At 74.0% G+C, this 24,367-nt stretch carries 23 protein-coding genes; 12 read left to right on the forward strand and 11 right to left on the reverse strand.

The window, feature by feature from the left end:
* Positions 1 to 13: 13 nt before the first annotated feature.
* The 6 genes from AB0L33_RS08650 to AB0L33_RS08675 all read right to left on the reverse strand — a co-directional run bounded on the left by AB0L33_RS08650 (position 14) and on the right by AB0L33_RS08675 (position 8,160).
* Entirely contained in the window at positions 14 to 1,174 is a 1,161-nt protein-coding gene (locus tag AB0L33_RS08650) for an acyl-CoA dehydrogenase family protein (RefSeq protein WP_365678981.1), read from the reverse strand.
* On the reverse strand, positions 1,171 to 3,174 hold the full coding sequence (locus AB0L33_RS08655; protein ID WP_365678983.1) for a biotin carboxylase N-terminal domain-containing protein: 2,004 nt from the start codon (positions 3,172 to 3,174) through the stop codon (positions 1,171 to 1,173). The genes AB0L33_RS08650 and AB0L33_RS08655 overlap by 4 nt, the downstream gene beginning before the upstream one ends.
* A 6-nt stretch (positions 3,175 to 3,180) precedes the next feature.
* Complete coding sequence (locus tag AB0L33_RS08660; protein WP_365678985.1) at positions 3,181 to 4,779, reverse strand: carboxyl transferase domain-containing protein; 1,599 nt, start codon at positions 4,777 to 4,779, stop codon at positions 3,181 to 3,183.
* On the reverse strand, positions 4,776 to 6,476 hold the full coding sequence (locus AB0L33_RS08665; RefSeq protein ID WP_365678987.1) for an acyclic terpene utilization AtuA family protein: 1,701 nt from the start codon (positions 6,474 to 6,476) through the stop codon (positions 4,776 to 4,778). The genes AB0L33_RS08660 and AB0L33_RS08665 overlap by 4 nt, the downstream gene beginning before the upstream one ends.
* The gene (locus AB0L33_RS08670; protein ID WP_365678989.1) at positions 6,473 to 7,267 is read right to left on the reverse strand and encodes a TIGR03084 family metal-binding protein; all 795 of its coding nucleotides are present in this window, start codon (positions 7,265 to 7,267) and stop codon (positions 6,473 to 6,475) included. The genes AB0L33_RS08665 and AB0L33_RS08670 overlap by 4 nt, the downstream gene beginning before the upstream one ends.
* Before the next feature lie 128 nt (positions 7,268 to 7,395).
* Positions 7,396 to 8,160 (reverse strand): helix-turn-helix transcriptional regulator, encoded by a 765-nt coding sequence (locus tag AB0L33_RS08675; RefSeq protein WP_365678991.1) that lies wholly within the window; start codon positions 8,158 to 8,160, stop codon positions 7,396 to 7,398.
* Between the two features lie 88 nt (positions 8,161 to 8,248).
* On the opposite strand from AB0L33_RS08675, the gene AB0L33_RS08680 reads away from it, so the two are divergent.
* Positions 8,249 to 8,635, forward strand: a complete 387-nt coding sequence (locus AB0L33_RS08680) for a nuclear transport factor 2 family protein (RefSeq protein WP_365678993.1) — start codon at positions 8,249 to 8,251, stop codon at positions 8,633 to 8,635.
* Between the two features lie 15 nt (positions 8,636 to 8,650).
* Here the strand turns inward: AB0L33_RS08680 and AB0L33_RS08685 are convergent, their stop codons facing one another.
* Entirely contained in the window at positions 8,651 to 9,613 is a 963-nt protein-coding gene (locus AB0L33_RS08685) for an EamA family transporter (RefSeq protein ID WP_365678995.1), read from the reverse strand.
* Between the two features lie 250 nt (positions 9,614 to 9,863).
* Between AB0L33_RS08685 and AB0L33_RS08690 the strand changes: the two genes are divergently transcribed.
* The 6 genes from AB0L33_RS08690 (at position 9,864) to AB0L33_RS08715 (ending at position 14,732) form a co-directional block, all read left to right on the forward strand.
* On the forward strand, positions 9,864 to 11,306 hold the full coding sequence (locus tag AB0L33_RS08690; protein WP_365678997.1) for an ATP-binding protein: 1,443 nt from the start codon (positions 9,864 to 9,866) through the stop codon (positions 11,304 to 11,306).
* The gene (locus tag AB0L33_RS08695) at positions 11,303 to 11,740 is read left to right on the forward strand and encodes a roadblock/LC7 domain-containing protein (protein WP_365678999.1); all 438 of its coding nucleotides are present in this window, start codon (positions 11,303 to 11,305) and stop codon (positions 11,738 to 11,740) included. The genes AB0L33_RS08690 and AB0L33_RS08695 overlap by 4 nt, the downstream gene beginning before the upstream one ends.
* A complete protein-coding gene (locus AB0L33_RS08700; RefSeq protein ID WP_365679001.1) occupies positions 11,737 to 12,102 on the forward strand; it encodes a DUF742 domain-containing protein in 366 nt (121 codons plus the stop codon). Before AB0L33_RS08695 ends, AB0L33_RS08700 begins: the two co-directional genes overlap by 4 nt.
* Positions 12,083 to 12,745: an ATP/GTP-binding protein gene (locus AB0L33_RS08705; protein ID WP_365679002.1), complete on the forward strand. Its 663-nt coding sequence runs from the start codon at positions 12,083 to 12,085 to the stop codon at positions 12,743 to 12,745. Before AB0L33_RS08700 ends, AB0L33_RS08705 begins: the two co-directional genes overlap by 20 nt.
* Positions 12,746 to 12,837: 92 nt before the next feature.
* Positions 12,838 to 13,956, forward strand: a complete 1,119-nt coding sequence (gene serC, locus AB0L33_RS08710; RefSeq protein ID WP_365679004.1) for a phosphoserine transaminase — start codon at positions 12,838 to 12,840, stop codon at positions 13,954 to 13,956.
* A gap of 149 nt (positions 13,957 to 14,105) precedes the next feature.
* The gene (locus AB0L33_RS08715) at positions 14,106 to 14,732 is read left to right on the forward strand and encodes a Uma2 family endonuclease (RefSeq protein WP_365679006.1); all 627 of its coding nucleotides are present in this window, start codon (positions 14,106 to 14,108) and stop codon (positions 14,730 to 14,732) included.
* A gap of 4 nt (positions 14,733 to 14,736) precedes the next feature.
* On the opposite strand, the gene AB0L33_RS08720 is transcribed toward AB0L33_RS08715, so the two are convergent.
* Entirely contained in the window at positions 14,737 to 15,231 is a 495-nt protein-coding gene (locus tag AB0L33_RS08720; RefSeq protein ID WP_365679008.1) for a GNAT family N-acetyltransferase, read from the reverse strand.
* A gap of 82 nt (positions 15,232 to 15,313) precedes the next feature.
* Here AB0L33_RS08720 and AB0L33_RS08725 point away from each other — a divergent pair, with 82 nt between their 5' ends.
* Together AB0L33_RS08725 and AB0L33_RS08730 are read left to right on the forward strand one after the other, a co-directional pair.
* Positions 15,314 to 15,709 carry a PPOX class F420-dependent oxidoreductase gene (locus tag AB0L33_RS08725; RefSeq protein ID WP_365679010.1) on the forward strand — a complete coding sequence of 132 codons (396 nt, stop codon included), beginning with the start codon at positions 15,314 to 15,316 and terminating at the stop codon, positions 15,707 to 15,709.
* Positions 15,710 to 15,765: 56 nt separating this feature from the next.
* Entirely contained in the window at positions 15,766 to 20,547 is a 4,782-nt protein-coding gene (locus tag AB0L33_RS08730) for a CHAT domain-containing protein (protein WP_365679012.1), read from the forward strand.
* Positions 20,548 to 20,568: 21 nt separating this feature from the next.
* On the opposite strand, the gene AB0L33_RS08735 is transcribed toward AB0L33_RS08730, so the two are convergent.
* The 3 genes from AB0L33_RS08735 to AB0L33_RS08745 form a co-directional block, all read right to left on the reverse strand.
* A complete protein-coding gene (locus AB0L33_RS08735; RefSeq protein WP_365679014.1) occupies positions 20,569 to 20,754 on the reverse strand; it encodes a hypothetical protein in 186 nt (61 codons plus the stop codon).
* The gene (locus AB0L33_RS08740; RefSeq protein ID WP_365679016.1) at positions 20,723 to 21,394 is read right to left on the reverse strand and encodes a DUF6338 family protein; all 672 of its coding nucleotides are present in this window, start codon (positions 21,392 to 21,394) and stop codon (positions 20,723 to 20,725) included. Before AB0L33_RS08740 ends, AB0L33_RS08735 begins: the two co-directional genes overlap by 32 nt.
* Positions 21,395 to 21,501: 107 nt before the next feature.
* Positions 21,502 to 22,491 (reverse strand): WD40 repeat domain-containing protein, encoded by a 990-nt coding sequence (locus AB0L33_RS08745; protein WP_365679018.1) that lies wholly within the window; start codon positions 22,489 to 22,491, stop codon positions 21,502 to 21,504.
* 58 nt (positions 22,492 to 22,549) lie between these two features.
* On the opposite strand from AB0L33_RS08745, the gene AB0L33_RS08750 reads away from it, so the two are divergent.
* The 3 genes from AB0L33_RS08750 to AB0L33_RS08760 all read left to right on the forward strand — a co-directional run bounded on the left by AB0L33_RS08750 (position 22,550) and on the right by AB0L33_RS08760 (position 24,362).
* Positions 22,550 to 23,275, forward strand: coding sequence for a GDSL-type esterase/lipase family protein (locus AB0L33_RS08750; protein ID WP_365679020.1), 726 nt, complete (start codon positions 22,550 to 22,552; stop codon positions 23,273 to 23,275).
* A gap of 79 nt (positions 23,276 to 23,354) precedes the next feature.
* The gene (locus AB0L33_RS08755; RefSeq protein ID WP_365679022.1) at positions 23,355 to 23,810 is read left to right on the forward strand and encodes a hypothetical protein; all 456 of its coding nucleotides are present in this window, start codon (positions 23,355 to 23,357) and stop codon (positions 23,808 to 23,810) included.
* A gap of 213 nt (positions 23,811 to 24,023) precedes the next feature.
* Complete coding sequence (locus tag AB0L33_RS08760) at positions 24,024 to 24,362, forward strand: hypothetical protein (protein WP_365679024.1); 339 nt, start codon at positions 24,024 to 24,026, stop codon at positions 24,360 to 24,362.
* Positions 24,363 to 24,367: the final 5 nt, after the last annotated feature.

Raw genomic sequence — 24,367 nt, forward strand, 5'->3', positions numbered from 1 at the left:
AACTGTGCCCTTCTCAGTACGACTTGGGGAGACCCAGGGTCTGGTGGGATACGTAGTTGAGGATCATTTCCCGGCTGACCGGGGCGATCCGCGCCACCCGCGCCCCGGTGATCAGCGAGGCCAGCCCGTACTCGCGCGTGAGCCCGTTGCCGCCCAGCGTGTGCACCGCCTGGTCCACCGCCTTCACGCACGCCTCGCCCGCCGCGTACTTCGCCATGTTCGCCGCCTCGCCCGCGCCGAGGTCGTCGCCCGCGTCGTACAGCCGGGCGGCCTTCTGCATCATCAGGCGGGCCAGTTCGAGTTCGATGTGGGCCTGGGCCAGCGGGTGGGCGATGGCCTGGTGGGCGCCGATGGGCTCCTTCCAGACCTGGCGCGTCTTCGCGTAGTCGACCGCCCGGCCGAGCGCGTAACGCCCCATCCCGATGCCGAAGGCCGCGGTCATGATGCGCTCCGGGTTGAGGCCCGCGAAGAGCTGGAGCAGCCCCGCGTCCTCGTCCCCCACCAGCGCCTCGGCGGGCAGTCGCACGTCGTCCAGGACCAGTTCGAACTGCTTCTCCGGGGCGTGGACCTCCATGTCGATCCGGTTCCGCTGAAAGCCGGGCGTCTCGCGCGGGACGATGAACAGGCACGCCTTGAGCTTTCCGGTCCGCGCGTCCTCCGTGCGGCCGACGATCAGCGTGGCGTCCGCGATGTCGACGCCCGAGACGAAGACCTTGCGGCCGGTGAGCAGCCAGTCCCCGCCGTCCCGGCGCGCCGTGGTCGTGATGCGGTGCGAGTTGGAACCGGCGTCCGGCTCGGTGATGCCGAAGGCCATGGTGAGGGAGCCGTCGGCGAGCCCGGGGAGCCACTGCCGCTTCTGCGCGTCCGTGCCGAAGCGGGCGATCACCGTGCCGCAGATCGCGGGCGACACGATCATCATCAGGAGCGGGGAGCCTGAGGCGCCCAACTCCTCGAGCACGATGGACAGTTCGGCCATTCCCGCGCCCCCGCCGCCGTACTCCTCGGGGAGGTTCACGCCGAGGAAGCCCGCCTTCGCGGCCTCGGCCCACAGCTCGCGGGGGTGGCCGCCCTCGCCGACGAGGGACTGCATGTAGGCGCGCCCGTACCGCTTCCCGAGGGCGGCGACGGCGGCGCGCAGGGCCTGGTGCTCTTCGGTTTCGAGAACGGTGCTCATGCGGGCTGCTCCTCAGCGGGGTCGGTGACTACGGCGAGCAGGGCGCCGACCTCCACCTGGAGGCCGGGCGCGACGTGCAGGGCGGTGAGCGTGCCGGACGCGGGGGCGAGGATGCGGTGCTCCATCTTCATCGCCTCCAGCCAGATCAGCGGCTGCCCGGCCTCGACGGCCGCCCCCTCCTCGAGGCCGTCCGCGAGGCGGACCACCGTGCCGGGCATGGGGGCGAGCAGCGATCCGGGCTCGGTGCGGTCGGCGGGGTCGGTGAAGCGCGGCAGGGCGGTGAAGGCGTACGAGCCGGAGGCGGTGTCGACGTACACCTTGCCGTCGGCCGGGAGGACGTCGAAGTGCCGTGTCACGCCGCCGTGTTCGAGGGTGACCCGGGCGCGTCCCGCCGACACCACGCGGACGCCCTCGGTGCCGACGGTCAGGCCGCCGTCGCGGGTGGGCCGGTACGTGATCTCGTGGTCGGCCCCGTCCGGTTCGCCGCGGTAGCGCCGGAGCTGGGGCTGCGAGGGGAGGTTGCGCCAGGCACCGAAGCGGGTGAAGCCGCCCCCGGTGGTGGCGGTGGCGTTACGGGCCGCCTCGGCCACGGCGGCGGCGGTGGCCGCGAGCCGGGCGGACGTCCCGTCGCCCGGAGCCGTCAGCTCCGCCAGGTGCCGGTCGTAGAACCCGGTGTCCGGCCGCCCGGCCACGAAGTCCGGATGCCGCAACGACCGGACGAGCAGGTCCCGGTTGGTCACCGGCCCGTGGATGCGCGCCCGCTCCAGGGCGCGGGCGAGCAGCCGCACCGCCTCGGCCCTGGTCGGCGCCCGGGCGATCACCTTGGCGATCATCGGGTCGTAGTGGACGCCGATCGTGTCGCCGCCGGTGTAGCCGGTGTCGAGGCGCACCCCCGGCGCGCCCAGCACCCCCGGCACGTCCCGCGCCCCCGGCGCGCCCAGCACCCCCGGCACGTCCAGCGAGAGCAGTGCTCCGGTCTGCGGCTGCCAGTCCCGCGCCGGGTCCTCCGCGTACAGCCGGGCCTCCACGGCGTGCCCGGACGGGGACGGCGGCCCGGCGGCGGGCAGCGGCTCGCCCTCCGCGATCCGGAGCTGGAGCGCGACGAGGTCGAGCCCGTACACCTCCTCGGTCACCGGGTGCTCCACCTGGAGCCGCGTGTTCATCTCCAGGAAGTACGGCCGCCCGTCCGCGGCGACCAGGAACTCCACGGTCCCCGCCCCCCGGTAGCCCACCGCCCGGGCGGCGGCCACCGCCGCCTCGCGCAGCCGTTCGCGCAGCCCCTCCGGCAGGCCCGGCGCGGGCGCCTCCTCGATGACCTTCTGGTGCCGCCGCTGGAGCGAGCAGTCCCGGGTCCCGAGCGCCCACACCCCGCCGTGCTCGTCCGCCATCACCTGGACCTCGACGTGCCTGCCGCGCTCCACGTACGGCTCGGCGAACACCTCCCCGTCCCCGAACGCGGACAGCGCCTCGGCCCGGGCGGCGGTCAGCTCCCCCGGCAGATCCCCCAGGTCCCGCACGATCCGCATCCCCCGCCCCCCGCCACCGGCCGCCGCCTTCAGCAGCAGTGGCAGGTCTCCGGCGGTCGCGGCGGCCGGGTCCACCGGTGCGAGGAGCGGCACCCCGGCGGCGGCCATCAGCTCCTTGGCCCGGGTCTTCGACGCCATCAGCTCGATCGCCTCGACGGGCGGCCCGATCCACCGCAGCCCGGCCTCCCGCACGGCGGCGGCGAATCCGGCGTTCTCGGAGAGGAACCCGTAGCCGGGGTGCACGGCGTCCGCCCCGGCCGCGAGCGCGGCGGCCACGACGAGATCGCCGCGCAGATACGTGTCGGCGGGGGCCGCGCCCGGCAGCCGTACGGCCGTGTCGGCCTCCCGGACGTGCAGCGCACCGGCGTCCGCGTCCGAGTACACGGCGACGGTGGCGATGCCGAGGGCCCGGCAGGTGCGGAAGATGCGGCACGCGATCTCGCCCCGGTTCGCGACGAGCAGACTCTTGATCATCTCAACTCACATCCGGAAGACGCCGAAGCCGCCCCGGGCGCCCTCGACCGGTGCGGTGTGGATGGCGGACAGGCACAGGCCGAGCACGGTCCGGGTGTCGCGCGGGTCGATGACCCCGTCGTCGTACAGCCGCCCGGACAGGAACATCGGCAGCGACTCGGACTCGATCTGCTGCTCGACCATCGCGCGCAGGGCGGCGTCCGCCTCGTCGTCGTACGGCCGCCCCTTCGCGGCGGCCGAGGCGCGGGCGACGAGGGAGAGCACCCCGGCGAGCTGCTGCGGCCCCATGACGGCGGACTTGCTGCCGGGCCAGGCGAAGAGGAAGCGCGGGTCGTACGCCCTGCCGCACATGCCGTAGTGCCCGGCGCCGTAGGAGGCGCCCATCAGGACCGACAGATGGGGGACCTTGGAGTTCGACACCGCGTTGATCATCATCGCGCCGTGCTTGATGATGCCGCCCTGCTCGTATTCCTTGCCGACCATGTAGCCGGTGGTGTTGTGCAGGAAGAGCAGCGGGATGTCGCGCTGGTTGGCGAGCTGGATGAACTGCGCGGCCTTCTGCGACTCCTCGCTGAACAGCACGCCCTGCGCGTTGGCGAGGATGCCGACCGGATAGCCGTGCAGAGCGGCCCATCCGGTGACCAGGCTCGTGCCGTAGAGCGGTTTGAACGCGTCGAAGTCCGAGCCGTCGACCAGCCGGGCGATCACCTCGCGCGGGTCGAACGGCACCTTCAGGTCCCCGGGCACGATGCCGATGAGCTCGTCCGGGTCGTACTTCGGCGGCTCGGCGGGGCCCGGATCGGCCTGCGCCTTGCGCCAGTTGAGGCGTGCGACGATCCGGCGGGCCTGGCGCAGGGCGTCCTGCTCGTCCACGGCGAAGTGGTCGGCGAGCCCGGACGTACGGGCGTGCATCGCGGCCCCGCCGAGCGATTCGTCGTCGCTCTCCTCGCCGGTCGCCATCCTGACCAGGGGCGGTCCGCCCAGGAAGACCTTCGAGCGCTCCTGGATCATCACGGTGTGGTCGGACATGCCGGGGACGTAGGCGCCCCCGGCGGTCGAGTTGCCGAAGACCACGGCGACGGTGGGGATTCCGGCGGCCGAGAGCCGGGTGAGGTCGCGGAAGAGCGCGCCGCCCGGGATGAAGATCTCCTTCTGCGACGGCAGGTCCGCACCGCCGGACTCGACCAGGCTGATGACCGGCAGCCGGTTGGCGAAGGCGATCTCGTTGGCGCGCAGCGCCTTCTTCAGCGTCCACGGGTTCGACGCCCCGCCGCGTACGGTCGGGTCGTTGGCGGTGATCAGGCACTCCACGCCCGCCACCACCCCGATCCCGGTGACGAGCGACGCGCCGACCGCGTAGTCACTGCCCCAGGCGGCGAGCGGCGACAGCTCCAGGAACGACGTGTCCGGGTCGACGAGCAGTTCGACGCGCTCCCGGGCGAGCAGCTTCCCCCGCTTGCGGTGCCGTTCGACGTACTTCTCCCCGCCGCCCTCCAGGGCCTTGGCGTGCGCGGCCTCCAGCTCGGCCAGCTTGTCGAGCATGGCGGCCCGGTTGGCCGCGTAGTCGGGGCTCGCGGTGTCGAGCCCGGTGGGCAGGACGGTCATGCGGGCACCTCCAGAAGGGCCATGGGTATCTCCAGGTGGCGGGCGCGCAGCCACTCCCCGAGCGCCTTGGCCTGCGGGTCGAAGCGGTGCTGCGCGGCGACGCCTTCGCCGAGCAGCCCGCGCACGGTGAAGTTCAACGCCCGTAGGTTGGGCAGGACATGGCGTACGACGGTGAGCCCTTCGGTCTCCGGGAGGAGCAGGCGGAAGCGGTCGACGGTCAGCTCGTGCGCCAGCCACCGCCAGGCGTCGTCGCTCCGGACCCACACCCCGACGTTGGCGTCCCCGCCCTTGTCCCCGCTCCGGGCCCCGGCGACGCGGCCGAGCGGGGCGCGCACGGTGGGGCCGGGGGCCAACGGCGGCGGCAGGCAGGGCGGTTCGACGTCCCGGAGCTCCAGCGTCCGGACGGGGTGCTCCATCGTGCGGCGCGTCCCGTCCGGCAGCACGGCGACGTGCTCCACGTCCTCCGCCGGTACGTACCGCGCCTCGAACACCCCGTACGGCGCGCCCTTCCCGGGCGGGGCGGTGACGTGGAAGCCGGGGTAGCTGCCGAGCGCCAGCTCGATCGCCGCGCCGGACAACGCCCGCCCCACGGGCTCCTGTTCGCGGTCCCGGACCACCAGCCGGAGCAGGGCGCTCGCCGTCTCCTCGGTGCCGGCGTCGGCCCGGTCCGTGCGGACCAGCTCCCAGCGGACCTCCTCGGGCTGCCGTCCGGCGCGCGCGAAGGCGTCGGCGAACTGGGCCCGGACGAGCGCCGCCTTGGCCTCGATGTCGAGCCCCGTCAGCACGAAGACGACCTCGTTGCGCCAGCCGCCGAGCCGGGTCAGCCCGGCCTTCAGCGTGGGGGGCGGGGCCTCCCCGCGTACGCCGGTGATCGCGACCCGGTCCGGCCCGTCCTGGGTCAGCGTCACGGTGTCGAGCCGGGCGGTGACGTCGGGGCCCGCGTACCGCGCGCCGCCGGTCTCGTACAGGAGCTGGGCGGTGACCGTGCCGAGGTCCACGACGCCCCCGGTGCCGTCGTGCTTGGTGATGACGGAGCTGCCGTCCGCGTGGATCTCCGCGACCGGGAAGCCGGGGCGGCGGACGTCGTGCTCGCGGAAGAAGGCGTAGTTGCCGCCCGTGGCCTGCGTACCGCACTCCAGGACGTGCCCGGCGACGACGGCCCCGGCGAGCGCGTCGTGGTCCTCGGGCCCCCAGCCGAAGTGGGCGGCGGCTGGGCCGGTGACGAGGGCGGCGTCCGTCACCCGGCCGGTGACGACGACCTCGGCACCGGCCCGCAGGCAAGCCGCGATGCCTGCTCCCCCAAGGTACGCGTTCGCGGTGAGAAAGCCCTCCGGTACGGGGATGCCGTCGCCCTCCACGTGCGCCACCCGCACCGGCACGCCCACCTTCCCGGCCAGCTCCCGGATGGCGTCGGCGAGCCCGGCCGGGTTGAGTCCGCCCGCGTTGGCGACGATCCGGACGCCCCGCTCGTGGGCGAGCCCGAGCCCGTCCTCCAGCTGCCGCAGGAACGTGGACGCGTAGCCGCGGGCCGGGTCCTTCAGGCGGCCGCGGCCGAGGATGAGCATCGTCAGCTCGGCGAGGTAGTCGCCGGTCAGGACGTCGAGCGGGCCGCCGGTGAGCATCTCGCGCAGGGCGTCGAAGCGGTCGCCGTAGAACCCGGAGGCGTTGCCGACGCGGAGGGGCGCGGGCCCGGTCACCGCTCCCCCTTCGGCGCGCGCCCCGCCCCGGCGGGCCCCGCGAAGGCCTGCGCGATCGACAGCCAGGCGTCCGCGTCCGCCCCCTCCGCGCGGACGGCCAGGTCGTCGCGGTGGGCGCGCTGCGTGACGAGCAGGCAGAAGTCGTGCAGCGGCCCGGTGACCCGCTGGGCGGCGTCCTCGGGGCCGTACGTGATCACCTCACCGCCGGGTGCGGTCAGCTCCACCCGGAATTCCCCGGCGGGCGGCTGTTTCCCGCGTACGAAGAAGGCGTAGTCGCGGGCCCGGACCCCGATCCGGGCCACGTGCCGCAGCCGGGCGGTCGGGGTGCGGGTGACCCCGAGTGCGTCGGCGATGTCCTGGCCGTGGGCCCAGGTCTCCATGAGCCGCCCGGTCGCCATGGAGGCGACGCTCATCGGCGGCCCGTACCAGGGGAACTTCGTCCCGGCGGGCGCCGCGCGCAGGGCCTCCTGCAACCGCTCGCGGCCCTCCCGCCAGCGGACGAGCAGCGCGTCCGGCGGGTACGCGGCGACGACCTCGTCGGCGGCCCGGTCCACGAAGCCCTCCGGGTCCTTCAGGGCCTTCGCCACCTCGTCCCCGAAGCGGCCGGGGTCGGTGACGGAGATCAGCGCGACGTCGTCGGTCCAGCTCAGGTGCGCGATCTGGTGGGCGAGGGTCCACCCCTCGGCCGGGGTCTCCCCCGCCCACTGTCTCGCGGTCGCCCCGGCGACGAGCAGGTCGAGCTCCAGGCTCTCGCTGCGCAGATCGTCCAGCACGGCTGAGGCATCGGACACGGTGCGCTCCCCTCGGGGCGTGACGGCGTGCCCGGGAGCCTGCCAGCGGAACACAAAACAATCAAGCATGCTTGCATGATTTTTTTCGTGCGGTGCGTGCGGTACGCGCGGTGCGCGACCGGGTCCGCTCAGCGGAAGTACGCCGCGCTCTCCTCGTCCGCCGGGTAGTACAGCTCGATCGCGATCTCGTCCAGCGTGATGTCCATCGGGGTGCCGAAGGTGGTGATGGTCGAGAACATCCGCACCTCCCGGCCGCCGAGCCGCAGGATCATCGGGATCACGACATCGGCCCCGGCGGCGATCGACGCGCCCTCAGGCTCGTCCCCGCCGGGCGCCAGCAGCTCGTCGTAGAGGGCGGCCAGACGGGCGTCGGGGGCGGTGGCGAGCTGACGGCCGACGCGGGCCCGGAACACCGTCCTGACGTCGGCGAGGTTGACGACCAGGGGCGCGAAGCCCCGGGGGTCGAGGCCCAGGCGTACGAGGTTGACCGGCGGACGCAGCAGCTCGGGGGCGACGCCCGCGAAGAACGGCTCGACGGCCCGGTTGGCGCGCACGATGTCCCAGTGGCGGTCGAAGGCCACCGCCGGATACGGCTCGTGCGCCCGCAGCACCCGCTCGACCGCATCCCGGGCCGCCGCCAGCGCGTCGTGCCCGAGGGGGCGTTCCGCGTACCGGGGCGCGAAGCCCGCCGCGAGGAGCAGCCGGTTGCGCTCGCGCAGGGGGACGTCCAGGTGCTCCGCGAGCCGGAGGACCATGTCGGCGCTGGGGTTCGACCTGCCGGTCTCGACGAGGCTGACGTGCCGGGGCGAGACGTCGGCCGCGAGCGCCAGGTCGAGCTGGCTGACGCCCCGGCGGTGGCGCCAGTGCCGCAGGAGTTCGCCGACTGTCCGCACGAGCGCCGACCGTACCCGCCGCCGGGGCCGTCCGCCATGACATGGCATTTCATCGACAGCCGGGGCGGCGGCGGAAAGCATGGGCCGCATGAGCGACGAGAACAAGACCATCGTGGGGCGGGCCCTGGCCACCCTGCTCGAAACCGGCAGCACCGAGGCGCTGGCCCCGCTCCTGAGCGAGGACTTCACGCACCACCGGCCCGGCGGGGCCACCTCCACCAAGGCGGAGTGGCTGGCTGCCGTGGAGGCGGCGATCGCCCCGACCACCGGGATGGAGGTCGGGATCGATCACCTGCTGGCGGACGGCGACCACGTCGTGGTGCATTCCCGGCGCGGCCTTCCCGGCGGTCCGCAGATCGTGGTGGTGGACATCTGGCGCGTCGAGCGGGGGCTGATCGCGGAGGGCTGGGAGGTCATCGAGCCGGTGGCGCGGGCCACCGCGAACCTGTCGTGGTGGGAGCCCGAAGCGGGCTGACCGCGTCGGCCCCCGTCACCGCTTCGCGACTCCGCGCACCTGACTCCGTACCGCCCCCATGCTCGCCCCGATGACCAGCGCGATGGCGAGGGCGTCCGTCAGGGACAGGGCCTGGTGGAGGATGAGGAATCCGGCCATGGCGGCGATCGCGGGTTCCAGGCTCATCAGGATGGCGAAGGTGGGCGCGGGCAGGCGGCGCAGCGCGATGAGTTCCAGGGTGTACGGGAGCACGGAGCTGAGCAGCGCGACGGCCGCGCCGAGGCCGAGGGTCGAGGGGACGACCAGCTTGGCGCCCGCGTCCATGATGCCGAGGGGCAGCGAGAGGAGCGCGGCGACCACCATCGCCAGGGCGAGGCCGTCCGCCTGCGGGAAGCGGCGGCCGGTGCGGGCGCTGAAGACGATGTACGCCGCCCACATGGCCCCGGCCCCCAGCGCGTAGGCGGCACCGGCCGGGTCGAGCCGGTCGAAGCCTCCACCGCTGAGCAGGACGACGCCGCCGAGGGCGAGGGCCGCCCAGACGACGTTGACCAGGCGGCGCGAGGCGATCACGGACAGGGCGAGCGGGCCGAGCACTTCCAGGGTGACGGCGGCGCCGAGCGGAATGCGGTCGGCGGCCTGGTAGAACAGCGTGTTCATGCCGCCCATGGCGATGCCGAAGGCGACCACGGTGCCCCAGTCGGCCCGCGAGTGGCCGCGCAGTTTCGGGCGGCAGACGACGAGCAGGACGAGCGCGGCGGCGGCCAGCCGCAGCGTGACGACGCCGAGCGCCCCGGCCCGGGGCATCAGCAGCACCGCGATGGCGGCGCCGAACTGCACGGACAGCCCGCCCGCGACCACCAGGGCGACCGGGGCGAGCGCGGCCCGCCGCCCACCGGGCCGCTCCGCCGCGCCGACCGCCGGTGAGGCGACCGCCTCCGGCACGGCGACGGCGGCCGCTGCGGCCGGATCTGCGGCGGTGGTGGGGGGCCGGTCATTCACTGGGGCCTGTCCTTCTGAGTCCTGAATCGTGCGGTATTTCCGCTCCCCTCAGGCTAACGGTCAGAAATTGACAAGTTGAAATCAGAAACAGAACAGCTCCCGTCACAAGTTCTTCCCAACCGGTTCCCCAATTCTCATATAGTGACGGGGACTTACTCCTGAATCAGCTGTTCCCGCTGTCCCGCTCAGCCCTGGTGCCACGCCCGTCCGAACCGCCCCGTCCGCCGCCGTCCGCCCCAAGGACTCCGCTTTGCGCCCCTCTACCCGGCCGACCGCACTGGCCCTTCTGGTCACGGCGGCCCTCTCCGCAGCCCTGAGCGTGTGGGCGACCTTCGCCGCTCCCGGATCGGCCAGGACCGCGGTGGCCTGGGGCTCCGGCGGGGCCGCCGTCCTCCTCGTGGCCGCCGTCACCACCGCCGCCCACGCCCGGGCCGCGGTGCGCCGCCTCCGCGAGACGCACGCCGCCGAGAGCGGCCGGTTCACGGCGGAGGTCTCCCGCCTGGTCTCGGCCTCCGCCGCCGACGCCCAGCGGTTCACCGCGGAGACCGCCCGCCTCAGGGCCGCCGCCGCAGCCGAGACCGCGAAGGCCAGGGAGGAGGCCGAGGCCGGCGCCGCCCGCCTCACCGCCGAGAACGCCCGGCTGAAGGCCCGCGCCTCGCGCGCCGAGACCGAGCGCTCCGCCGCCCTCACCGCCTGCGCCAACGCCGCCGGCCGGATGCAGGCCCTCGCGACGAGCATGCTCGCCGACCTCCGTGAGATGGAGCACCGGCACACCTCCGAGGACGTCCTCGCCGACCTGCTCCACCTCGACCACCGCACCGCCCAGGCCGGCCGCCTCGCCGACTCCGTCGCCGTGCTCACCGGCGCCCGCTCCGGACGGCGCTGGGCCAAGCCCATCGTCATGGAGTCCGTGCTGCGCGGCGCGATGGGCCGGATCGGCGGCTACCAGCGCGTCCGCCTCCACTCCACCAGCGACGTCGCCGTCGCCGGCCACGCCGCCGAGGGCGTCATGCACGCCCTCGCCGAGCTCCTGGACAACGCCGCGACCTTCTCGCCGCCCACCGCCGAGGTCCACGTGTACGTGGAGGAGGTCCCGGCCGGGATCGTCATCACCGTCGAGGACAGCGGCCTCGTCATGAGCGACGTGCAGCTGCGCCGGGCGGAACGCGCGGTCTCCGCCGAGGACGCCGACCTCACCGGCCTGACCGGCACCCGCCTCGGGCTCGCCGTCGTCGGCCGGCTGGCCCGCAAGCACGGGCTCACCGTCTCCTTCCGGCCCTCCGCGCGCGGCGGCACCGGCGCGCTGATGATGCTCCCGCAGGAGATCATCACCCGTACCACCGCGGTCCGGACCGCCCCCGGACCCGCGTCCGCCCCCGCCGAGCCCGAGCCCGTCCACACCCTGGGGACGGACCCCGCCGCCCGGCCGCCCGCCCAGGAGCCGCTGCGCTCCGACTCCGCGTCGGACACCACCGGCAATCTCCCGAAGTTCGGCGAGAGCGGCCTGCCCAGGCGTTCGCGCGGACGCACCCTGGCCGCCGCCGAGGCCCGGGCCCGGGCCTCCGCTCCCGCGCCCGCCCGGGAGGCCGGCGCCACGGACGCACCCGACCCCAAGGCCCGGGCGGCCCGCTTCAGCAGCTTCCGCAACTCCGTACGGCCCGACTCCCCACCCCCGGAGGACAGCTCCCGATGACCGCGACCACCGACGAGAAGCTCAACTGGCTGCTGGAGGGGCTCCTCGAACGCACCCCCGGCGCCCGGCACGCACTCGTGCTGTCGAGGGACGGCCTCAAGCTGTGCCGTACGCCGGAACTCTCCGTGGACCAGGCCGACCAGCTCGCCGCGATCTCCGCCGGCATCCAGAGCCTGTCCCACGGCGCGTCCGTGGAGTTCGGCACCGGCAACGGCGGCGTCCGCTCCGCCATGGCCGAGTTCTACGGCGGCATCCTCCTCATCGTGGAGGCGGGCGCGGGCGCCCACCTCGCGGTCGTCGCCGCCGAGAGCGCCGACGTGGGCCTCGTCGGCCACAACATGAGCGAGCTGGTCGAGCAGCTGGGCGAGCACCTGGTCGCCCCGCCGCGCGAACCCGCCGACGCGGTCGCCGCCGCCCGGGGCACGGCCGTATGACACCCCGCCCCCGTCCCGGCAGGGACGACTCCCCGGACCGGCTCTACACCCTGACGGGCGGCCGCACCCGGTCCGACTCCGCCGCCTTCGACCTGGTCACCCTCGTCGTCGCCGAGTGCGAGCCGGCCCCCGGCATGCAGTCGGAGCACGTGGCGATCCTCCGGATGTGCGAGCGACCCACCGCCGTCGTGGAGATCGCCGCCGACCTCGACCTGCCCGTCAGCATCGTGCGCATCCTGCTCTGCGATCTGCTCGACACCGGCCGGATCAGCGCCCGCCATCCGCGTACCGCACGCGTTTCGGACCGGCTCCCCGCCCCCGACATCCTGGAACAGGTGCTCGTTGGACTCCGCAACCTCTGACCGCGCCGCCCTGAGAGCGACGGCCGACAACGGACTGAAGATCGTCGTCGTCGGCGGCTTCGGGGTCGGCAAGACCACCATGGTCCGATCCGTGAGCGAGATCCGTCCGCTCAACACGGAGGAGACGATGACCCGCGCGGGCGAGGCGGTCGACCACCTCGACGGCGTCGGGTCCAAGACGTCCACCACGGTCGCCTTCGACTTCGGCCGCATCAGCCTGGACGAACGCTCGGTGCTCTACCTGTTCGGCGCGCCCGGCCAGGAGCGCTTCTGGTTCCTGTGGGACCGGCTGTTCTCCGGCACCCTGGGCGCCGTCGTCCTCGTCGACACCCGCCGCCTGGCCGATTCCTGGTACGCGATCGACCGGCTGGAGCACCACGGCACGCCGTTCATCGTCGCCTGCAACGACTTCGGCGGCCCGCTCCACACCGAGCAGCAGATCCGGGAGGCGCTCGACATCTCCCCGGACGTCCCGCTCGTGGAGTGCGACGCGCGCGACCGGTCCTCCAGCAAGTACGTCCTGATCACCCTGGTCGAGCATCTGCACCGGCTCTCGGCGGCCCGCAGCGCGGACGCCGCCGCGCCCGCCGGGGACGCCCCCGCCCTGGCCCCGGGCGCCGGACTGCCCGCCGAGCTGAGCTGAACCGCCCGGCCCACGGGCCACGAGTCGGACTCCCCGTCTCATCCGACGGACAGGCCGCATGGCGTCCGCACCGAGGCGATACGCTCCGACTCGTGGCCGACATCCAGATTCCCGCTGACATCAAGCCCGCAGACGGGCGCTTCGGCGCCGGTCCCTCCAAGGTGCGGACCGAGGCGCTCGACGCGCTGGCCGCCACCGGCACGTCTCTGCTCGGAACGTCCCACCGCCAGGCCCCGGTGAAGAACCTGGTCGGCGCGGTGCGCGAGGGCGTACGCGACCTCTTCTCCCTCCCCGAGGGCTACGAGGTGATCCTGGGCAACGGCGGCTCCACCGCCTTCTGGGACATCGCGACGCACGGTCTGATCGAGTCGAAGTCCCAGCACCTCAACTTCGGTGAGTTCTCCTCGAAGTTCGCGAAGGCCGCCAAGCTGGCCCCGTGGCTGGCGGACCCGACCGTCATCGCCTCCGACCCGGGCACCCACCCGGACCCGGAGGCCGAGGCGGGCGTCGACGTCTACGCCTTCACGCACAACGAGACCTCCACCGGTGTCGCCGCGCCGGTCAAGCGCGTCGCGGGCGCCGACGAGGGCGCGCTCGTCCTGGTGGACGCCACCTCCGGCGCGGGCGGCCTCCCGGTCGACATCGCCGAGACGGACGTCTACTACTTCGCCCCGCAGAAGTCCTTCGCCTCCGACGGCGGCCTCTGGATCGGCGTCTTCTCGCCGGCCGCCCTGGAGCGCGCGGCCCGTGTCCACGCCTCCGGCCGCCACATCCCGGAGTTCTTCTCGCTGCCCACGGCGATCGACAACTCGCTGAAGAACCAGACGTACAACACCCCGGCGCTCGCCACGCTCTTCCTGCTGAACGAGCAGCTGACGTGGATGAACACCCAGGGCGGCCTGGACTTCACGACCGGCCGCACGGCCGCCTCCTCGGGCCACCTCTACGGCTGGGCCGAGGAGTCCAAGTACGCGACCCCGTTCGTCACCGACCCGGCCAAGCGCTCCCAGGTCATCGGCACGATCGACTTCGCGGACGAGATCGACGCCTCCGCGATCGCCAAGGCCCTCCGCGCCAACGGCATCGTGGACACCGAGCCGTACCGCAAGCTCGGCCGCAACCAACTCCGCGTGGCGATGTTCCCGGCGATCGACCCGGCGGACGTCCAGGCCCTGACGGCCTGCATCGACTACGTGATCGAGAAGCTGTAGCCGTACGCCCCGGAACGGCCCTGCGCACCGCGAGGTGTGCGGGGCCGTTTCTGCTTCACTCGACCGTGTGGCATATGCCAGAAACACGGTCTGAAGCCGTTCCGCCCTACGATGATGGTCTCGACACCAGCCATTCCAGGAGGCCCGCAATGTCTGCAGCAGCAGTCGAGCACCCCTGTGACGATGGACCGGAGCCCCTGCTCGTCACGGCCGAACGGCTCGCCGAGCAGAATCCCGGCCATCGCGTCGAGATCATCGGAGGCGTCATCACCGTGGCCCCACCCCCGGACGCTCCGCACGCGGACGCGCTGACCACGCTCATGATCCCGTTCCTCGCCGCAGGTCTGCACAGCACGGAGTCGAGAGTCCTCCAAGGCATCGGCCTGTGGCTGCCGGGTGGACCCGAGGACTTCGCGATCCCCGATCTCGCTCTGGTCGACGCGGACTACGCTGAACACCTGATCAAGAACAACAGCTACGATCCCGCAATCTTCCGCCTCGTCCTGGAGGTCACCTCCAGCAACTACGCCGCCGACCTCCGGCACAAGGTCGCCGCGTACGCCGAGGCGAAGATCCCCGTCTACGTGATCCTCGACCGGAAGCACGACCGCGTCCACGTCCTCACGGAACCGCTGGGCAGCACGTACGACCGCCACGAGGTGTACGCCCCCGGCCAGCAGGCGCCCCTGCCCGCCTCGATCGGCGCCGAGGTGAGCCTCGATGTCGCCGAACTGATCCAGGCGGGCCGCGCCAAGCCCCGTACGCCGGACGCCTGAGGCGCTAGAAGACCAGCCGCCACCGCTCCTCGCCGTCCTCCCACTCCCCCGTCCGCGCCAGGCCCGCCCCTGCGGCCACGGCGGCGGACGCCGCGTGTTCGGGGTGGATGTGGGCGACGACGGCCGTGACGCCCGCCCCGTGGAGGTGCGCGACCAGGCCCCCGGCCGCCTCGCGGGCGTACCCCTTCCCCTGCCACGGGACGCCCACCACCCACGCGATCTCGGCGCGGTCACCGCGCACCGTGGCCTGCACGTAGCCCACGAGACCGTCCCCGGCCCTCAGCACCCAGTTCCACCACAGCTCGTCCGGGTCCGGCGACCCGGCCGTCTGACGGGCGTAGCGCGCCCGCAGGGCCTCCGGGTTCTCCGGGGCGCCTCCGGTGAAGGCGTACAGGGCCGGGTCCGCCAGGACGGCGGCCATCTCGTCCGCGTACTCCACCCGCAGGGGCAGTGCTTCCAGGCGGGGCGTGGCGAAGGGCTCGGGGGTGCGGGGGCTCATGATCCCGGGACCCTACGTGAAACCGCTGCGGGGCGCCCCGTGCCCGGATGAGCCCCGGCCCGCCCCGGCGGACCATGGACGTATGGATACGGTTCCGCAGCTCAGGCCCTTCGTGAAGCAGTACGCGGTCCTGCTGAGCACGCGGCGGCAGGACGGGACGCACGCCGACACCCCGGTGAACATCGCGGTCGAGGGCGACCACGCCTACATCCGGACGTTCTCCTCGGCGTGGAAGGTGGAGCGCATGCGCAACCACCCCGTGGTGCGGATCGGCCCGTGCACCGTACGCGGCCGCCCCACGGGCCCCCAGATCGAGGCCCACGCGCGCCTGCTCCCGGCGGGCTCGAAGGAGAACACGCACGCGTCGCGGATGCTGTCCCGCAAGTACCCGGCGATGCAGGGAGTGCTCGTCCCGCTCGCCCACCGGCTGAAGCGGGACCGGACCCTGCACTACGAGATCCGGCCCATGGATTCCTGAGTCAAGTCCCTTCCTCGGTCGGTAGGTTGGAGGAACTGCCGGCCGACGGGAGGGCGATGACACCGGGGACCGCAGAGAGTGCCGCGCGCCGCATCCTCGACCTGGCCGCCCGCGCCGGGACCGACGCCCGCGCCCTGGAGTGGTTCCTCGGCGCCGAGGCCACGGCGGCGGCCCAGGAGGTGCGCGCCTGGACCACCCTGCCCGACGGGAGCGTGTGGGCCCTCGGGGCCCTCGCCCTCGGCCACGCCGAATGGTCCCGCTTCCTCGCCACCCACGAGGCCGACCCGGTGGCCCTCGGCGCCGCCGTCCTCTGGTTCGCCGCCCTCGACGGCCAGGCCCCCGGGCCGCCTCCGCACGGGCTGCGCCCCCTCCTCGCGACGCTGGCCGGCGAACCGGACGGCGCCGCCACCGAGCCCGGCCTCGCATACCAGGCGGCCGTCGGGATGACCGTGCTGTTCCAGCAGGGCCGCGCCCCGGGCGCCCTCCCCCTCGCCGAGACCCTGCTGCGCCACGCCGCCACCGCCGCAGGCGAGGGCAGCCTCGAACAGGGCAGCTACCTGTCCGACCTGGGGATCGTCCTCCTCTACGGGGCACAGGACGGCTCCGGACCGCAGGCGCTCGCCGCCGCCGAAGAGGCGTCCCGCGCCGCCGTCCGCTGCGCCCCGGGCCCCCGGGACGAGCAGGCCCGCCGGCACGGCAACCTCGGCCACGTCCTGCGGCACCGGGCCGAGGCGACCGGCGACCCGGACGCGGTCCGGGAAGCCCTCGCCGCGTTACGGAAGGCGGCGGAGCTCACCACCTGGAACAACCCGAGCCGCGCGCAGATCGGCGCCACCCTCGGCTCGGCCCTGTGCGCGGCGGCCAGAATCCTGGACGACCCCGCGCTCCGGCACGAGGGCGTCGCCCGGCTGCGCGACGTCCTCGCCGAGCGCGACGCCCCGCTGCCCGCCCGCGCCTCCTTCCTCTCCGACCTGGGCGTCGCCCTCGTCCAGGGCTCCCCGCAGGACCGCACGGCGTACGAGGAGGGCATCGCGGCCTGCCGCGAGGCGGCCGAAGCCGCGCCCAACCCCTACGAACGCACCGTGTACCTCACCAACCTCGGCCTCCTCCTGGGCGGCCACGCCGCCAACACCCAGGACCGGCAGGTCCTGGAGGACGCGTACGCGGTCGCCCGGGAGGCCCTGGACGGCGCACCGGACGGGCATCCCGTCGCCGCCCAGGCGCACTGGGTCCTCTCCCGGGTCCTGGACAGCCGGTACGAGGCGTCGGGCAGCCCGCGCGATCTGGCGGACGCCGTCGCCCACGCCCTGCCCGGGATGGCGGGCATGCCGCCCGGCGACCTGGTCCGGCGCGTGCTGCACGCCGTCCAACTGGCCGACCTGGTGACCAAGCGGGCCCTCCGGCAGACCCGGAGCACCGTGCCGGAGAGCGACCCGGCCGACCTGCGCGCCCCGGCCGCCCTGATCCGCGCCCTGGCCGGGGACCTGCCGCCCCGCTCCCCCGAGCGCGCCCGCGTCCTGGCGGCGCTCGGGCGCTGCCTGCGCCTGTCCAGCGATCCGTCCGACGTGGACGAGGCCGTCGGCCGCCTCCGCGAGGCGCTGGCCCTGCCCTCCCCCGAGGACGGCTTCCAGGCCGCCACCCGCTTCGCCCTCGGCGGCGCGCTGGCCCGCCGGGCGGGGGCGGACGAGCGGGCGTGGCGGGCGGGCGCCGACGAGATGCGCGGGGCGCTCGCGCTGTTCCCGCCCGGGAGCCGGGCCTACTGGGACCACCACGCGGAGTTCACGAACGTCCTCACCGCACGGGCCGACGAGACGACCGGCGTCGAGCTGTACGAGGAGGTGGCGGGCCTTCTGCGCGAGGCGCTGGCCCGCGCCCCGCTCACCCGCATCGAGCACTCCGTGTTCCGGTCGAACATCGGCCTGGTCCAGCTGAAGACCGCGCTCCGCGCCGGCCGCCCCGAACTGCTCACCGAGGCGGTGGCGTCCCACCGCGAGGCCGTCGCCCGGTCCTCGCCGGACGACCTGCTCCACGCCCACCAGCTCCTCTGCTTCGGCGAGGCCCTGCTCGCCCGCGCCGAATTCTGCTCGGACACCGCGGCGCTGCGGGAGGGCATCGAGATCCTGCGCCGCGCGGTGGCCGCCTCCGACGAGGACGACTACGGCGGCCCCGCCTCCCGCACCGCCCTCGGCGACGCCCTGCGCAACCTCGCCCGGCTCGCCGCCGACCCGGCCCCGCTGGAGGAGTCCGTCCACTGGCACCGCGAAGCCCTGGTGATGGTCCCGGACCCGCCCGGCCCCGTGGCCCTGCTCGGCCTCGCGAACAGCCTCTCCGCGCTGCACCACTACACCCGGGACCCCCGCCAGGCCGACGAGGCGGTGTTCCAGTTCCGGGCCGCCCTGCGCGCGCTGAGCCCGTCGACGGCCGAGGCGCGCGGCTCGATCCTGTCCGGCCTGGGGGGCCTCCAGTGGCGGCTGGCCCGCCACACCGGCGACGAACCCCTGATGGACACCGCGGTCGAGACCCTGCGCGAGGCGGTCTCCTGCGCTCCCCGGGCCCGGATCGCCATGGCGCTCACCAACCTGGGCGGCGCGCTCATGGACCGGGGCCGGCGCACCGGGAACCGGGCCTGGATGGCGGAGGCCGTGGCGGTGCTGCGGCGGGCGCTCGACCGGAGCATGCCCGCGGCCATGGAGCGCACGCTCCACCTGAACAACCTCGCCGAAGCCCTGCGCCAGTGGGACGGCCTCACCGGCGACACCGCGGGCACCGCGGAGGCGATCGCACTGCTGCGCGAGGCGATGGCCGTGGAGAACGGCGACCGGGAGGGCGGCGAGTGGGCCGCGATGAACCTCGCGGACCTGCTGACCGGCCTCGCCGGGGCGAACGGCGACGCCGAGATCGCCGACGAGGCACGCCGGCTCCTGGAGTACGCCCTGGACCGGCTCGGCGACGGCCACCCCTCACGCTTCTTCGCGCTCCAGAAGCTCACCATGGCCTGCCACATGAGCGTCCGCCTCGCCGACGACCCGTCCGGACCGACCGCCCGCGAGGCGTGGAAGCGCGCCGCCGACGCCGCCCGCGAATCCCTCACCGGCCTGGCCGAGAACGACCCGAGCCGCACCCTCTCGGCGGTCCTGCTGGCCATGGCGCAGCTGAGCCGCCACTCCCTGGGCGAGCCCGTCGACCTGACGGAGGCCCTGCGCCTCGCCCGCGACGGCGCCCGCGATCCGGTCGCGCACCGCGTGGCCCGGATCGAGGCCGGCCGGGTCTGGGGGCTGGCCGCGCTACGGGCGGGCGACCGCGCCGAGGCCCTGGAGGGTTACGCGTACGCCGTGGGGCTGCTGCCCGGCATCGCCCCGCGCGGCCTCGCCCGCGTCGACCAGGAGGCCCGCCTCGGCGGCACCGACGGCCTGGCGAGCGACGCCGCCGCGCTGGCCCTCGAAGCGGGCGCCCCGGAACGCGCGCTCGCCCTGCTGGAACAGGGCCGGGGTGTGCTGCTGGGCCAGGGCCTGGAGAACCGCGCCGACGTGTCTCTGCTGCACGCCCTCGACCCCGCCCGCGCGGCCGAGTTCGAGCGCGTCCGCGACGCGTTGAGCGCCCCGCCCGGACTCGCCCCGTCCCCGGACGGGCCGCCCGGGGCGAACGAGGGCGCCGAGGCCCGCCATGCCCTGGCCCGCCGCTGGGACCGGCTCCTCGCGGAGGTCCGGGAGCTGCCGGGCCTCGCGGACTTCCTGCGCCCTCCGTCCGTGCCGGAGCTGCTCTCGGCGGCCGAGGGCGGCCCGGTCGTGGTCGTCAACGTCAGCACCTACCGCTGCGACGCCCTGGTCGTCACCTCCACCGGGATCGACGTGGTCCCGCTGCCCGGCCTCACCCGGGAGACCGTCGCCGGGTGGGCGGCGGAGTACATCGACGGCGTCGAGACCGCGTACGGCGCACGCGGCAAGGACGAGGCCGTCGCCATGATGCGCACCCTGTCCGGCACGCTCGGCCGGCTCTGGGACACGGTCGCGGAGCCCGTGCTCGGCCACCTCGGCCTCGACACCGGACCGGCCGCCGGGCAGCCCTGGCCCCGGCTGTGGTGGTGCCCGACCGGCCTGCTGTCCTTCCTGCCCCTGCACGCGGCCGGGCGCGGCGGACCGGACTCCGGCACCTGGGTCATGGACCGTGCCGTCTCCTCGTACACCCCGACCCTGCGCGCCCTGGCCCGCGCCCGCGCCGGACTCGCCGCCGGTGCCCGGGGCGCGCGGCCCGCGCCGCTGGTCGTGGCCCTGGCCGAGACGCCGGGGGCCTCGCCGCTGCCCGGGGTCGCGCGGGAGGCCGAGGTGCTGGCGGAGCTGTTCCCCGGCGGGCGGCTGCTGGCCGGCCCCGACGCGACCGTGGACGCGGTCGGCGGGGCGCTCGAAGCGCACCCGTGGGTCCACTTCAGCTGCCACGGGGTCAGCGAACTGCTGGCCCCGTCCCGGAGCGGCCTCGTCCTCCACGACGGTCGCCTCACCGTCCCGGACGTGGCCGCCCGCCGCCCGGCGGCCCCGGAGCTCGCCGTGCTCTCCGCGTGCTCCGCATCCCGGGGCGGCACCCGGCTCTCCGACGAGGCGGTCCAGCTGGCCGCCGCCTTCCAGCTCGCCGGGTATCCCCATGTGATCGGCACGCTGTGGCCCATCGCGGACAAGCTGGCGACCCGGGTGACCGAGGCGTTCTACGGGGCCCTCGCGAAGGACGTCTCCGGCGGCCGCCCCATCGACCCGGCCGCCGCCCTGCACGCCCCGGTCCGGGCCCTGCGCGACCGCTACACGGCCGCCCCGCACCTCTGGGCGGCGCACATCCACACGGGGCCTTGAGAACCCGGGCCGTGAGGCCCCTCACTCCTCGTCCGGCTCGCCGCCCTGCTCCTCCGGTCCGCTCATCACCGACCCCGAGGGCCCCTGCGGAAGTTCGTCCGGCTCGACCATGAGGCGGGTGGGCCGGTACGTCTTGGTGGAGGTGAACTCCTCCACCCATTCCGCGAGTTCGTCGTCACTGCCCGGCTCCGGTTCCCGTTCGCTCACCCTCGTCCGCTCCTCTCACCACCGGCCGCCGCCGCGTGGGCGGCAGCAGCACCTCCAGTACGTCGATCTCCTCCGCGCGCACGTACACGCCCCCGGTGTCGGGCACCCGGCCCACGAAGCTGCCGTCCGGCGCCATCCGGTACTGGGCCTCCAGATAGAGGTCCCCGCTGTGCGGATACGCCGACGCGGCGGACCGCGTGCCCAGCCAGCCGCCCACCCAGAGCCCGCTCTTGAGCCGCACGCGTACGAAGCAGGAGCCACGCCCCCGGAACAGCGCGTCCCAGGCGGTCGGCGTCGGCTCGTACTGCGCCCGGGCGTCCCGCCGCCGCCAGGCCGCCTCCGCCCAGGCCAGGGCCGCGGGCACGACGACGATCAGCAGGAGCGCGGCGAGACCGGCCTGCCGGGGCTGCCGTGCCACCCCGGCGAGGGGCCCTTCACCGTCGCCCAGGAGCAGCCGCAGCAGCCAGGGCCCGGCGGCCACCACGTACAGGGTGTCGAGCAGGGCGCCTGCGGCGATGGCGCGTACGAGGCGGTTCTGCGGCTCCTGCTCGGCGGCGAGCGGGCCGCGCAGGCGCTCCCGGACGGCTTGGTGGAAGACGCCGGGCAGCACGAGGATCAGCAGGATGGTCAGCTGCTGCACCGTTCCAGGAACCATCGTGGTGCCGCACCCCCGTGCCGTGTACGTGCCCGAACCTGCCGCCCCAGGATGACGCACCGGACGCGCCCGCGTCAGGGAATCCGGCGCCCTCAGCCCTTGCGGCGCCGCCGCCCCAGGAACAGCAGCAGTCCGATCCCGGCGAGCACGGCGACGCCGGTCAGCGTCGTGCCCTTCACCGGCACGCCGTCCCCGTCGTCTGCCGTGTCCTCGATCCCTCCGGCCCGGTGCGCGGCCCCGCCGCCGCCCCCGTCGCCGGTCTTCTTCAGGTCCACCCGTACGACACTGCTCCGCTTGCCCTCGGAGCCGTACATCAGGGCGGAGCCGTCCGCCGTGTACGTCACGGACTCGGACTGCGGAAGCAGCGGTGACTCGACGTCGTAGTCCTTGCCGAGGCGGCCGTCCGCGAAGGCGTAACCGCGGGCGCTGAAGTAGGAGCGCAGGACGAGTTCCTTGCCGTCCGGCGAGAAGGCCCCGTCCGTCACCCAGGGGACCTCCCCGACCCGCCGGAAGACGTTGTCGCCGCCGGTGCTGAGCTTCGCGGGCCCCTCGTACAGGCCGCCGCCGTCCTCGTTCTTCGACGCGATGTAGACGCGCCCGGTCTTCGGGTGGACCATCAGCGCCTCCGCGTTGCGCGGCCCGTCCGCGTACTTCACGTCGAACTGGGTGGCCCGGACGGTGGCGTCCTTCAGGGTCTTCGGCTCCGGGAAGCGGTAGATCCAGACGTGGTCCCAGCTGCCGTTGAGGTTGTCGCCGATGTCGCCGACGTAGACGTTCCCGTCCGGGCCGATCGAGATGGCCTCGACGTCGCGGGGGGCGCCCACGCCCTTCATGGTGATCGTCGCGACCGTCTTCCCCGTGCGCGAGTCGACCGCGAAGACGTACGGGCCGTCGTCGCTGTCGTTGTGCGTCCAGTAGATCCCCGGGTGGAGGCGGCTCGCGGCGAGGCCGCTGGACTCGGTGATCCGGGGGTCCTCGATGGTGAAGCTCCGGTCGGCCCCGTCGTCGGCGAGCGCGGGGGCCGCGGCGAGGGCGAGGAGCACAGCGGCGCCGAGGGCGGAGGTCAGTCGGTACGAACGCATGGCACAAGTGTCCATCGTCACCTACCGGCGCGTAGCCCGGATCGGCCATGATGACGCCATGCGTTTCATGTGTGTCGGCGATTCCATGACCATCGGGCGCGCCGGCGACTTCACGTGGCGCTACCGCATGTGGCAGCACCTGGAGGCGGCACCGGACGGCCCGCACGAGCTGGTGGGCCCGCGCACGGGCCTGTACGACGCGGAGACGGGCACCGCCTCCTCCTCCGCGTACGCCGCCGCCGACTTCCCGCCCGCCGCGCGCCGCCACCTGGCGGGCTGGGGCGAGGGCTGGCTCCACATGGCCCCCCTGATCGCGGACGCGGTGACCGCGCACCGCCCGGACGTCCTGCTGGTCTCCCTCGGCCTGATAGACCTCGGCTTCTACACGGACAGCGAGCAGACGGCGGAGAACGCCGCCGCGTTCCTGACGGCGGCCCGCGGGGCGAACCCGCACATCCGGATCGTCCTGCTCCCGGTGATCCCGAACGTCCGGGCGGAGACGGACGCCCCGTTCGCGGCGGAGTGCGCCCGCTTCAACGAACTCCTGGCCAAGGCGACGGCCGACCTGGCCACCCCCGCCTCTCCCCTCCTCCTGGCCTCCCACCCCCCGGCCTACGACATCCACACCGCCACGTACGACGGCACCCACCCGAACCCCACCGGCGAACACCACCTGGCCGCCGCCTTCGCGGACGCGATGCACCAGGCATGGGGGGTGGGCGGCCCGTACACGGGGACGCCGGGGCGCCGGGCACGGGAGACGGCTGCTTCCGGGACCAGGTGAGCTCGTCCACACGCACCGGCTCCGTGATCGAACAAATACCTTGACACCGCATCAGTCCCCCCTGCTTCATGGGTCCCCCGTGTCCCAACAGCCCCACCAGGAGGCCCAGATGATGCGCAAGTCCCACAAGGCGCTGCTCACCGTCAGCGCCGCGGCGCTTTTGATGATGATGAACCCCGCGACCGCGTCCGCCGCCTACTACGGAAGCGAGACGGACTACACGGTCAACTACGTCCCCTCGGGCAAGGCGTGGTTCCCGGCGGTGCAGATGCGGGGCGTCAGTGTCTACTTCTCGCCGGACGGCGACTACTTCCGGGTGAAGGACACCGAGGTGGACGGTTACGCGGCCGTCGTCGAGTGGTCCGACAACAACGGCCGCAAGGGCTCCTGCGTGAACAAGCTCGGCGGGGGGTCGGACGGCACCTGCAACAAGAACTTCAACGAGGACTACGCCGTCACGTACCGCGCCGCGCTGTACGACTCGGGCGAGCTGGTCGGCTGGACCTACGACTGGACCACGGAGTGGGTCCGCTAGGAACGAGCGGGCCGGAAGCCCCTCCCGGTGCCCTTCGGCCCTGCCGATCGCCGTCGGCGCCACCGTGTGACCCACATCTCCCCGCACCAGGTCCTTCTGACCTCACAGGACCGGCGGCCATTTCGTCGCAGATGAAGAAGCCGTCGTTCAGGGCCGGCCGCGTCCCCTCGGGCGTTCTCCGCGTTGTCCCGTGAGTTCAGAAGGACCACCAGCATGGAAACTCTTCGCTACGTCTTCCTCGTCTTCCACCTCTTCGGCTTCGCCGCGATCATGGGCGGGCTCTTCTACCAGCTGCGGGGCAAGGACCCGGTGACCGCCGCCTACATGCCCGTCAGCGCCGTCGTCCAATTGGTCACCGGCGCGGGCCTGATCTGGACCCGGCACTCCCTGGACCTGCCCGTCAACGACGCGAAGATGTGGGTGAAGCTCGCCCTGGACGCCCTGGTGGCGGCGGTCGCGCTGATCGGGATGCGGAACAAGCAGGCGTGGGCCTTCTACGGCGTCGGCACCCTCACCGCCGGGGCGGTCGTCGTCGCCGTCGCCTGGACGTGACCCCG

Origin of the sequence: Streptomyces sp. NPDC052299, from assembly GCF_040679335.1 — a bacterium.
In the GTDB taxonomy this organism is placed as follows: Bacteria; Actinomycetota; Actinomycetes; order Streptomycetales; family Streptomycetaceae; genus Streptomyces.

Coding starts and splice junctions, on each gene's coding strand:
- AB0L33_RS08650 (WP_365678981.1), bottom strand. CDS start 1,174: ATGAGCACCGTTCTCGAAACCGAAGAGCACCAGGCCCTGCGCGCCGCC.
- AB0L33_RS08655 (WP_365678983.1), bottom strand. CDS start 3,174: ATGATCAAGAGTCTGCTCGTCGCGAACCGGGGCGAGATCGCGTGCCGC.
- AB0L33_RS08660 (WP_365678985.1), bottom strand. CDS start 4,779: ATGACCGTCCTGCCCACCGGGCTCGACACCGCGAGCCCCGACTACGCG.
- AB0L33_RS08680 (WP_365678993.1), top strand. CDS start 8,249: ATGAGCGACGAGAACAAGACCATCGTGGGGCGGGCCCTGGCCACCCTG.
- AB0L33_RS08695 (WP_365678999.1), top strand. CDS start 11,303: ATGACCGCGACCACCGACGAGAAGCTCAACTGGCTGCTGGAGGGGCTC.
- AB0L33_RS08700 (WP_365679001.1), top strand. CDS start 11,737: ATGACACCCCGCCCCCGTCCCGGCAGGGACGACTCCCCGGACCGGCTC.
- AB0L33_RS08715 (WP_365679006.1), top strand. CDS start 14,106: ATGTCTGCAGCAGCAGTCGAGCACCCCTGTGACGATGGACCGGAGCCC.
- AB0L33_RS08720 (WP_365679008.1), bottom strand. CDS start 15,231: ATGAGCCCCCGCACCCCCGAGCCCTTCGCCACGCCCCGCCTGGAAGCA.
- AB0L33_RS08725 (WP_365679010.1), top strand. CDS start 15,314: ATGGATACGGTTCCGCAGCTCAGGCCCTTCGTGAAGCAGTACGCGGTC.
- AB0L33_RS08730 (WP_365679012.1), top strand. CDS start 15,766: ATGACACCGGGGACCGCAGAGAGTGCCGCGCGCCGCATCCTCGACCTG.
- AB0L33_RS08745 (WP_365679018.1), bottom strand. CDS start 22,491: ATGCGTTCGTACCGACTGACCTCCGCCCTCGGCGCCGCTGTGCTCCTC.
- AB0L33_RS08750 (WP_365679020.1), top strand. CDS start 22,550: ATGCGTTTCATGTGTGTCGGCGATTCCATGACCATCGGGCGCGCCGGC.
- AB0L33_RS08760 (WP_365679024.1), top strand. CDS start 24,024: ATGGAAACTCTTCGCTACGTCTTCCTCGTCTTCCACCTCTTCGGCTTC.